Below are 11,689 nucleotides of genomic sequence, written 5' to 3'. Positions count from 1 at the left end.
AAAAATACATTTTGAAAATCTATTATACTAGTGATATAATTAAATGATATGCTGAAAAACAATAGAATCATCAGAAGGCTTTTCGGAGAGCAATTTGACATCCAGCACAGACTCCTCAACATCATTATTCTTGTGGGAATGCTTGGTGTATCTTTTGCTTGTCTGATGTCTATTGTACTTCATCAGAACAGCTTTACACAGATTCTTTCGTTTACCTGTCTTGGCCTTTTTATTCTGATTTTCTGGATAGCCAACAGTCTTAAACGGTCTCAGCTTGCAATCATAGTCTTTTCAATCATATTTGATAATTTTATCCTGCCGAGTCTTTATATTGCTTCAGGCGGCATTGAAGGCGGTATGCCCTTATGGTGTCTTTTAGGTTTTGTATTTCCATTCCTTTTGATTAAGGGAAAATCCAGCATAGTTGTTTTTATTATAAGTATCAGCGAATTTATAGCACTTGTTATCTATTCGTATTACCATCCAGAAATCATCATGAAAATGCCAAGCATTAAAATGGTGTATTTTGATATGGTTATGACAATGATTGCAGTTGTTGTTATTATCGCTTCTATTTTTGCTTATCAGACACATATCTATCAGAAACAGCAGAAGGCAATTATTAAGTCGGTACGCGAGGCAAACTCTGCTATCAAACAGAAACAGGACTTTATTTCAAACGTTTCTCACGATATTCGAACTCCAATGGATTCGATTATCGGTTTTACAGAACTTGCAAAAAAAAATATTAATAATCCGGAAAAGCTTTTAGACAGCCTTCAGAAAATTACGCTTGCTTCAGATCATCTTATGAATCTTATTAATGAGGTTCTTGACATTTCAAAAATCGACAGCGGTAAATCTGTTGTTGAAGATGAAATGTGCAGCATTCATGAAATTATTGATGAAGTCTGCCAGATGATGCAGCACGAAGTAGAAAAGAAAAAACTTAAGATTGAATTAGATTACAGCATGCTCGATGAAGACGTTCTTTCTTGTGATAGAATCCGTTTGAATCAGATTCTTTTGAATCTTGTTAGTAATGCCGTTAAATATTCTTATGAGGGCGGAACAATTACAATTGCTGTTATTCAGCTTTCTTCTGATGATGAGAGTAGAATTGTAAATGAGTTCCATGTGCGCGATGAAGGCTGTGGTATGACACCAGAATTCATTGAGCACGTTTTTGAGCCGTTTGCCCGCGATAAGACTTCTCTTGTTTCTGCAGAAGGTACAGGACTTGGTCTTACAATCGCAAAATCTCTTACAGAAATTATGGGTGGAACAATTGAAGTTGTAAGTGAACTTGGTAAAGGTTCGGAGTTTACAGCAACAATTCCGCTTTCTATTCCTCAGCTTACAGAAATCGAAGAAGAACAGGATATCGTTATTTACGATTTCAAAGGCCGCCGCGTTCTTGTTGTTGATGATAATCAGCTTAACCGCGAAATTCTTGTTGAAGCTATGCGCGAAGAAGGCTTTATAGTTGATGAAGCAATTGATGGTTCGTTTGCCATTGAAAAACTTCGCGACAGTGAACCTGGTACTTATGAGCTTGTTATCCTTGATCTTCAGATGCCTGTTATGGATGGTTTTGAAACAGCCAAAATTATCAGAAGTTTCCAGGAGCCAAAGGTTTCTGGAATTCCGATTGTAGCCCTTACAGCCGATGCTTTGCCGGAAGAAAAGACACGTGCCTTCAACTGTGGAATAAACGCATATCTTGTAAAACCTGTAGATATGCCGTCACTCCTTAAGGTTCTCATGCTTTTCTTCCGTGAAAATAAACGTTCATAAAAGGAGGTGCTTTGTGGAAAGAAGTGTAGTTGCATTAACATCCAGTTCAGTAAATGAAGAAGCTTATTCAGAAATCCAGATTCAGCTAGACTCACACAAAGCTTCTCCAAAACTCATCATCTTCTTTTCTGAAGTTGATATGCTGTGGTTTTTCTCACAAAAGCTGCAGTCGCGATATCCAGACTCTGTTGTTATTGGTTCCTCAACTTATGTAAATTATAATTCTGAAGGCTACAGCCACTGTGGAGCTTCTGTACTTGCGGTTAATTCTGATATTGAAGTTACTTCCGGCCTCCTTTTTGATATTGACCGACATCCCGGAATGTACAAGGCTCATATTACTAATGCACTGAGCGGGCTTTCCTCTTATGAAAACACCTGTTGTCTTGAATTTATGACCGCGTTCGGCAAGGGCGAAGAGCTCGTGCTCGATACCTTTGAAGAAGCGCTTGCCGGAACCGGAATTACAGTTGCTGGCGGCTCTGCCGGAGTTGCTACAGACCGCAAAGAAACCTTTGTTGCCCTCAATGGTGCAATCTATAAAAATACCTGTGCCTTTGTTTTGATTCATAATCTAAAAGGTAAAATCGGCTTATACAGAGAAAATATCTTTAAGCCAACTTCATATAGATTTACTGCTACCTACGCAGACTGCGAAGACCGTGTTGTTATGGAATATAACGAAGAGCCTGCCGCAGAGATTCTTGCGCGTGCATTGAACGTTCCTGTAGACCGGCTTCCTAAAGAACTCGAATCACATCCAATGGGCCGCATTGTAGACGGCACAATAAACATCACCGAAGCAGATGAGGTTTATGCAGACGGTTCAATTTCTTATTACGCAACTATTTATAATCATACAAAAATGCTCCTGCTCGAAACAGACAATATCAAACGTGTATGGAAAGAAACTGTTGAGCGTGTAAAAAATGATTTTAAGGAGCCAGCTTTTACAATTTCTATAAACTGTCTTTCCCGTTCCAGACTTTTTGAAAACGAAAACTGCTTTGGTGAGTTTGTAAACGTTCTTCGAAATTATGGAACTTTTATTGGCGTTTCTGGATATGGCGAACAGTTAAATTTCGTACATTTAAATCAGACAATGATACTGCTGGTTTTTGAGTGAGGCATACATGGGCGGATATAATAGCGGCATAATTTTTACAAATGATAAATGTATCGGCTGTAACAGATGTATAAGTAACTGTTCTCTTATGGGTGCTAACGTTTCCATTATTAAAAATGGAAAAGCCCATATGGAAATTGACTCACGAAAATGTAATGACTGTGGACGTTGTATCAATATCTGTGTACATCATGCACGAGACTTCCGTGACGATGCCGATGCCTTTTTTGCAGATCTTAAAAAAGGTCAAAAGATTTCTGTAATTCTTGATCCAACCTTCTACGCCATTTACGGAAAAAAAGCACCTTGCATTGTAGGCTGCCTCAGAAAGCTTGGTGTTGAAAAAATCTATGATGGTGCCTATGGCCGAGAGCTTTGTGCATACCTGACTGTAAAATATCTTAAAGAAGCAAAAAATCTTCCGGTAGACCAGCGTGCATTTATCAGTAATGCCTGTCCTGCTATGATTGCGGTTGTTCAGAAATATCATCCTTTCCTTCTTAAAAAGATGATTCCTGTTCAGCCTTCTCCAGTCTGCGGTGCAATTTATGCTCATAAATATCTTGGTGATGATAATAAGATTGCTTATCTTAGCGCCTGTGTTGCCAATAAGACAGAAGCAGAAAGTGAGAATACAAACGGTGTAATTTCCTATAACCTTACCTTTGCCCATGTAATGGATCATCTTAAGGAATATCAGAATGAGAAATTTACCGAGGGCTGTGAGCCGGACTTAAAGGGTAGTGGCTTTGGTTCGCTTGTTTCTATTGGCGGACAGTTTTCAAATATCATCTCTTATTTCTTTTCTCATACAGAAACTGTTCTTTCTTTGCAGGGATTTTCTAAGGATAATATTGATTCTTTGTACATGTCGCTTGATGACAAGTTCAAGGAAAATCAGCCTTTGTTTGCCGAAATTACAGCCTGCAAAAATGGCTGTAGCGGCGGTCCTGGAATTGACCGCACTAATTACAACAGCGGCGACGTTTATTCAAATGCCATAGAGCTCAGAAAAGATGCCTATGCAGCTTTTTCAGAAATTGATAATCCAGAGAAATTCTGGAAACATGTTTCTTCTCAGTTTAAATATATACGACCGGAAGACTTTAAGCGTGAGTATACAGACAGCTCTCGCCAGCAATTTAAGATTCCAAAGAGTGCTCTTGAAGAAATCTTTACCGATATGCTTAAGGACACTGTTCAGAAGCAGAATATCAACTGCGGTTCTTGTGGTTACAATTCCTGCAAGGATATGGTTCGTGCCATTGCTTATGGATACAGCCGTAAGGAAAACTGTATTCAGTATATGCAGGAACTTTTGATTAAGCGTTATTACACAGACGCTGAAACAGGCTTAATGAGCCGTGCTGCCTTCCTGCAGGCAGGAAATAAACTTTTTGCAGACAATCCTAAAAAGACCTTTATTGTTGCCGTTGGTGATGTTAATAAGCTTAAGGTTATTAATGACCTGTACGGCTTTGCGGCTGGTAATGATGCGCTCAAGCAGATTGCTGCAACCCTGCGGCAGATTGCCGGAGAGCAGGGACTCGTTGCAAGACTCGGTGGCGGTGCTTTTGCGGTTTGTATGGAGAACTCGGTAGACAATCTGCAGAAGCTTCAGTCATGTAAGGTTTTTGATAACGGTTCTGTTCACATGTCTTTCCCAATCACAATGCATTTTGGAATCAGAATTGCAAATGCAGAGATTGGACTTACCGTTGCCCTGGACCAGGCTTCTCTTTGTATGGATAACAATATTTCGTCTGTACAAAACACCTTTACTGCCTTTACCGAAAAGAATGTAGAAGATACACATCTTGAAGCAGAAATTACTTCGCTTATGCAACAGGCGCTCAAAGATGGTGAATTTAAAATCTGGTTCCAGCCTCAGTATACTGCCGCAAATGGAGAACTGGTTGGTGCCGAGGTTCTCTGCCGCTGGATAAAAGAAGACGGTACAATCATTTCTCCTACAGTATTTATTCCAATTGCAGAAAAGAACGGCTTTATCCGAACTCTTGATGAAGAAATCTGGACTAATGTTTTTGCAGCAGTTCGTTCCTGGCTTGATATTGGAATTGATCCGGTTCCAGTTTCAGTTAACATTTCCCGTGTAAGCCTTGAGACAGATAAGATTTATTATATTATTAAGCGCCTCAAAGAAAGATATAATATCCCTGAAAAATACATTCACTTTGAAATTACCGAAAGTGCGTCTATTACAACTCAGGGAGTTTTAAACAGCCGCATTCAGAAGATCCGTGAACTTGGTTTTAGAATCGCAATGGATGATTTTGGAAGCGGTTATTCTTCACTGAACTCTCTTAAGGATATGCCAATTGATATCCTTAAACTTGATATCGGCTTTATGCGCGGCGATGATAGCCTGAACCGCGGCGGAACAATCTTAAATTATGTTGTCCGCATGGCACAGGGCCTTGAATATATTACCGTTGCCGAAGGAGTTGAAACTTCCGAACAGGCAGACTTCCTGCGAAGTATTGGTGTAAATGTTTTCCAGGGCTTCCTATATGCAAAGCCAATGCCGGAAGAAGAATTTGTTGAAATACTTAAAAAAAGCAAAGAGCGCACATCTGTTTTACGTCCAAGAACCTTTGGTCAGATTGACGTTCGCCGCTTCCTTTCTCCGGATTCTCCAGAAAGCCTTATGTTTGAAGATTTTACCGGCCCTGCTGCAATTTATGAATTTGATGATAAATCAAAATCTTTCCAGCTGATTCGCGCAAACAGAAAATATCTTTCTCTTTTTGAAATGGACTCTCTTTCTTTTGCAGAGGTTCGCAAAAATCTTAAAAAGCTTGTGGGAAAAGAACCTTTCGGTTATATGCTTAAACAGATAGAACAGTCTATTTCAGATAAGCAGGAAGTTATTTTCAATGTTGAAATGCGTACGTATGAAACAAATACTCCAGTCTGGGTAAAGATTCATATGTGGGAAATCAGCGCTAACGAGAACAAGCATTCCTTCTATATGCTTCTCGAAGATATAACCAATGAAAAGCTCACTGAAAGTACGCTTGAAATTGCAAATACCCAGCTTGGAATGATGATGGAGAATTCTCAGATCGGTATGTGTCTTATGCATATTGATGTTGATTTAAAGAGACTTGTTACAGGTCTTTCTCTTCATGTGCTTCGTGTTAATAAAACTTTCCTGGAAATTTCTGGTTTTACAGAAGAAGAGGTTTTGGGCTGGACGTCAAAAGAAGCTCTTGCGGTAATTCATCCAAATGATGTTCTGGGCTTTAAGGTTAAGATGGCTAAAGCACTTCTTGGAAAGTTTAAGAATGCGTTTACTTATGATTATCGTGCTATAAAGAGTGATGGAACTTATGCATTGGTAAGGATTATTGCTACCGGAGTTCAGCAGCCGGATAAATCGTTTATGGTAATTACAAACTATATCATTCTTGATATATAAAAAAACACCAGCGATTAATCGCTGGTGTTCTTATTTAACAGATCCCTAAGCGGAGTCGAAGGGATAATATTATCTATGCGTTCTTCTTAGACATCGGACGAACAAGGAAGCAGCTCAAACACATAGCAACAGCATAAAGGATTGTTGTTACGATGAGTACGTTCTGGTAACCAGCCGGGTTAGCCTGAACTCCGTGTACATCAATAAACTCACCTGTGTGCTTTACAATGTAAGAAGCCATCTGGTTTCCTGTAAGACCTGCGAATGCCCATGCAGAAAGTGTAATTCCGTGAATAGCAGAAATGTTACCCATCCCGTAGTGGTCAGAAAGGAGGGTAGGAACGTTAGAGAATCCTCCACCATATCCTGCGTTTACAATGAAAATCAAAGCAAGTACGAAGATGATGAGGAGTGTATTTCCTGCACCGTTAGCAATACCCTTTGTGCAGAGAACAATTACAGTTGAAACAATTGAAAGTGTGAAAATCAACTTATAGATTGTGTTGCGGTCCTTAAGCTTGTCTGCCCATGCAGAGAAACCAAGACGTCCGCCGGCATTGAAGAGAGCAGAAATTGTAGAAATAATTCCTGCGAAAGCTCCAAGACCTACACACTTAACAATCATCTTTTCCTGAGAAATGATTGCAAGACCACAAGTGATGTTGATGTAGAACATAAGCCAGATACCGATGTAAGAAGCAATTGGTTCTGTCTTAAGAGTTGCAATGATTCCTTCTTCCTTAGATTTTTTCTGTGGTTCAACCCAGCCTTCAGGTTTAGCAAGAATAAGGTGACCAACAAACATCATTACAAAGTAAACTGCTGCAAGGATGAGGAACATTTTATAAACTCCGGTACCATCATGCTTAATGATGGTACCTGCCTCATCAAATACTTTGTTTCCACTAAGACCAGAAAGCATACGTGTCATAATTGGAGAAGCAATAGCTTTAGCAGCACCAAAACCTGCTACAGCAAGACCAGTTGCAAGACCTTTCTTGTCCTGGAACCAGAGCATCAAAGTCTTAACTGGAGAAAGATATCCAGTTCCAAGACCAATACCCATAATAAAGCCGTAGCTGATGTAAATACCAACAAGAGAAAGTACACTGTGAGGATTGTTTCCGCCGTACCAGATAAAGAAACCTGTTCCAGCCATACCAAGTGCAAATGTGATTGAAGCAATCAAAGAAGACTTGTGGATATTTTTTTCTACAAGGCTGCCAAGGAAAGCAGCTGACATACCGAGGAAGAAGATTGCAAAGCTGAAAGCCCATTCTACAGCGCCCTTTGAAAAGCCGATGTAGTCTGCAATTTCCTGGCTGAAAATTGACCAGCAGTATACAGTACCGATACTGCAATGGAGAAGAAGAGCCGGGATAGCACCACGGATCCACTTGTTCTGAATGTTTTTCATATTTGTTATACCTTAAATATTAAAATGATTTACTATTTTATCAGAATTTTGTGCGATAGCCAATATCAACCGAAAAAGCTTTTCCGGTGCGTTCGCGAAGCAGTTCCATAAAACGAACTGTTGCCTGAACGTGAAGCTGTCCTGAAAGGAACTGAGATTCAATATATGGAGTCAAAGAAATGTTGTAATCATCTGTTGTAAAATCTGCAATGTTTTCAAGGTCTTTGAAGTTTTTATCAATCAAAGAAATTGAAAGATGAGAACCAAATACAATTGAGTTGGAAGAAGTTACAGAAGCCTCTGAATAAAGGTTTAGATTAACTCCAAGAGTATCTTCTACTAATAAAAGTTCAGCTACAGTTTTCTCAGGCAGAGAATAAAGACTCATATTGAAATGTGAATTCTTAAACAGGATTCTAGGTTCAATAAGAATGTAAATATCATCAGGACTTACAATAGAGCTGTCCTGTTTTGCCTTAAAGCTTGCGTTGTAAATACCACCCTGCATAAAGAGAGAGTTTGTAAAGTTGTTACCAATAAGAATAGTTGTACCGGCATGCCAGTAAACTTTTTCAACGGCAATAATTACATCTTCTCCTCTGTATTTGTCTGCAAGAGGAACACCAACTCCACCGGCCAAATCACAGGTGAGGTAGCTAAGGTTAGTAGCAAAACGAAGGTCAGTATTCAATACATAGTAATCAGCATCTTCATGATTCAAATATACGTAGCCACCAAAAGCAATCGGCTGATTGTAGAGTTTAATAACATCTGCAATACCAACACCAAAGTGAGGGTAGAGGATAGAGCCTGCAAGGCCAAGGTAGCTTTCTGTAATTTTGGAGTTTATAGGTTTAATATTGAAATATCTCTGAAGGAAAATATCTGAACCGATTGGATCATAAGTTCCCATAAAGACACTGAAATAGTTTGCATTGCTGTACATGTTAGCTCTGGCAATCAATGAGATTTCATCAATCTGGAATAGAGATTCTGTTTCGTGGAAAATTGACTGAGCTAAAAGGTCGTTTGTATTAATAGAAAATTCAAGATGACTCCAGAGGTTCTGAGTAAAGTTAAACTGTCCGGCAAAGAATGCCTGAAGTTTGAGGTCCGGGTCGTATTCTTCTGCTTCCGGGTTTGCAGTATAATTGAGCTTGCCGCCCGCATATCCGCTGAAGGAGGTTGCGGCGAATAGTCCTGTTGAGAAAGATATAACTGCCGCCAGTATAATAATGTGCTTTCTATTCATAATATAAAACTCCTGTTTCTTTATCGGCAGAAAATAAGTTCATCATTAGAAAAATCTGCTGCAAATCATTTAATAATAGAAGAAAAGTGTAAAAATTGCAAAAAAGAAAATTCATCATTCAAAATTATTTTTAACTTGAAATATGTGATTTTCGGGGTATAATAGTTCTATATGAGTGATTATCTTGACCCAAATAACGAAGAACTGTTGAAGGACTTCTTCGCAGAAGCAGAACAGCAGGTAGAACAGTTGGAGAGTAATATTCTCGTTATTGAAAATGATCCTTCTAATCACGAAGCGATCGATGAGATATTCCGTGCCGCACATACTTTAAAAGGCGGTTCTGCAACCGTAGAAATGATGGAGCTTTCTCACTTTACACATACTGTAGAAGATGTGCTTGATGAGATTCGTTCTGACAGAATCAAAGTAGATGAAGACGTTGTAGATCTTCTGCTTACCTCAATTGACGTAATTAAGGCAATGCTTGAAGCACGCCAGAATGGCAGTGTATACGAAGAGAATATTGACCCAATTATCGAAAAGCTTCAGGGGCTTATTCCTTCTAAAGATGGAAAGGCGCCTGCAAAACCAAAGGCTGCTGCAAAGCCGGCTGCGCCAAAACCGGCTCCGGCTCCTGCCGCTGCACCTGCGCCAGCCGCTGCTGCTTCTTCGGAAACACTCGTACTTCCAGATATTACAGAAGACGATTTTACAGAACTCAAACAGACATGCGAAGGCAAGCAGAAGCTCTGGTGTATTGCTGTTAAGTTCGATGAAAACAATCCTATGAATACAGTAGGCGGAATCCAAGTATTCGCTGCTCTTAAGAATGTTGGTAACGTACTTAAGACTGTTCCTGATTTCGATGCTCTTTATGAAGATCAGTTCTATGAGAATGTATTCTATTATGTTGCAACAGAAGCTGAAGGGGCAGAAATTGAAGACTGTGCCTTCCTTAGCGACGTAACTCTCATTACAGATGCTCATCTTCTCGAAGACTATACTACTGGAACTGCTGCAGATCCTTCTGTAGCTAAGGCTGCTGCTGCCGCTCCTAAACCAGCTGCTGCACCTAAGCCTGCTGCTTCGGCTCCAATTACACCTTCTGATGATGTTCCTGCAGGAAATATGACTGCTGCTCAGTCTGAACTCCTTGGCGACATTTTGAACGACAATGTTCTTAAGCCGGAACCAAAGAAAGAAGAAAAGAAGCCTGAGCCTAAGAAAGAAACAAATGCTGCTCATGCACAGCAGGGCTCAATCCTCCGTGTTGACTCACGCCGTATTGATAACCTGTTGAACCTTGTATCAGAAGCAGTAATCAATAAAGCTTCATTCAACCAGCTGGCAATGCAGAATGCTGCAGAGCTTTCTCACTTCCAGTCTATCGAAGCAGAATACAAAGAAAGACTTCACAATCTTTTCGACAAGCTTCCAGATTACATGGAGCAGGTTAAAGATGGAGTTTCTTCTGTAGATATCAGAAAGAATATTCTTAAAGAATACGGTTCTTTGAGCAATATCTTTGATGAATATGAATCAGAGGCAAAGAATATTTCGGGTAAATTCCGTTCTTATACTCAGAACCTTGGAACAATTGCAGGCGACCTTCAGGAAGGCGTAATGAAAATCCGAATGGTTCCTATCAACCAGATTTTCAGCCGCTTCCCTCGTGTAGTTCGCGACCTCCAGAGAGATCTTAATAAAAAGATTGACTTGGTAATTGAAGGTGAGGATACAGAACTTGATAAGTCGGTTGTAGAAGATCTTCTCGACCCAATCATGCACTGTGTTCGTAACTCTGTAGACCATGGTATTGAAACTCCAGAAGCTCGTATTGCTGCCGGAAAACCAGAAACAGGTACAATCCTTCTTAAAGCTTCAAACGAAGGTAACCAGATTGTAATCGAAGTTAAAGATGATGGTGCCGGAATTGATGTAGAAAAGGTTCGCAAGAAGGCTGTAGAGCGTGGTCTTATCCATCCGGACAAGGCTGTTACAGAGCAGGATGCTTTCAACCTTATTATGCAGCCAGGTTTCTCTACTGCAGATAAGATTTCAAATATTTCTGGACGTGGGGTTGGTCTTGATGTTGTTAAGACAATGATTAACAACCTTAAGGGAACAATTTCCATCAACTCTGCAAAGGGTAAGGGAACTTCCTTTATCATCAAACTGCCACTTACACTTGCAATTATTCAGGGACTTTTGGTACGCGTAGGTCACGAGGTTTACTCAATTCCTATCGCAAACGTAATTGAAAGTCAGTGTATTAATATTTCAGAAATCAACCATATTGATAATTACGAAATTATGAACGTTCGTAACGAGGTTATCAGTGTACTTCGTCTTTCACGACTGTTCGGCATTACAGAGTCTGTTCAGACAGATGAATGCTACATCGTAATTGTTGGTACACAGGAAAAGAAGATCGGTGTTATGGTCGATGCCCTTATCGGAGAAGAGGATGTCGTTATCAAACCTCTGAAAGACCAGTTCACAAACTCGCCAGGTATTGCCGGTGCGTCAATCCTTGGTGATGGTTCTGTTTCGCTGATTATTGATGTTGGTCAGCTTCTTGAGCTTGGTGTTAAGCAGGAGCTTCTTGCTCAGGCACAGGAACAGGCTCAGTATGTTCAGTAATAGAGGTGT

Annotated in this window: 6 protein-coding genes; 4 read left to right on the top strand and 2 right to left on the bottom strand. The window is 39.9% G+C overall.

Going from position 1 to position 11,689, the window contains the following annotated elements:
• Positions 1–48 precede the first annotated feature (48 nt).
• Genes BM161_RS10855 through BM161_RS10845 form a run of 3 tightly spaced genes read left to right on the top strand, consistent with a single transcriptional unit; the run spans position 49 to position 6,365 of the window.
• A complete protein-coding gene (locus tag BM161_RS10855; protein ID WP_074932637.1) occupies positions 49–1,797 on the top strand; it encodes an ATP-binding response regulator in 1,749 nt (582 codons plus the stop codon).
• Between the two features lie 13 nt (positions 1,798–1,810).
• The gene (locus BM161_RS10850; protein ID WP_074932634.1) at positions 1,811–2,923 is read left to right on the top strand and encodes an FIST signal transduction protein; all 1,113 of its coding nucleotides are present in this window, start codon (positions 1,811–1,813) and stop codon (positions 2,921–2,923) included.
• Between the two features lie 7 nt (positions 2,924–2,930).
• Positions 2,931–6,365, top strand: a complete 3,435-nt coding sequence (locus BM161_RS10845) for an EAL domain-containing protein (RefSeq protein WP_074932629.1) — start codon at positions 2,931–2,933, stop codon at positions 6,363–6,365.
• Between the two features lie 73 nt (positions 6,366–6,438).
• On the opposite strand, the gene BM161_RS10840 is transcribed toward BM161_RS10845, so the two are convergent.
• Both BM161_RS10840 and BM161_RS10835 read right to left on the bottom strand, forming a co-directional pair.
• Positions 6,439–7,782 carry an OFA family MFS transporter gene (locus BM161_RS10840; protein WP_074932627.1) on the bottom strand — a complete coding sequence of 448 codons (1,344 nt, stop codon included), beginning with the start codon at positions 7,780–7,782 and terminating at the stop codon, positions 6,439–6,441.
• Positions 7,783–7,822: 40 nt separating this feature from the next.
• Positions 7,823–9,034, bottom strand: coding sequence for a hypothetical protein (locus BM161_RS10835; protein WP_074932625.1), 1,212 nt, complete (start codon positions 9,032–9,034; stop codon positions 7,823–7,825).
• A 171-nt stretch (positions 9,035–9,205) separates the two neighbouring features.
• Between BM161_RS10835 and BM161_RS10830 the strand changes: the two genes are divergently transcribed.
• Positions 9,206–11,680, top strand: a complete 2,475-nt coding sequence (locus tag BM161_RS10830) for a chemotaxis protein CheA (RefSeq protein WP_074932623.1) — start codon at positions 9,206–9,208, stop codon at positions 11,678–11,680.
• Positions 11,681–11,689: the final 9 nt, after the last annotated feature.

The organism is Treponema bryantii (genome assembly GCF_900113965.1).
Lineage (GTDB): Bacteria > Spirochaetota > Spirochaetia > Treponematales > Treponemataceae > Treponema_D > Treponema_D bryantii_A.
The sequence above is the reverse complement of the archived record's forward strand: the minus strand, read 5'-3'. Positions and strand labels throughout refer to the sequence as shown.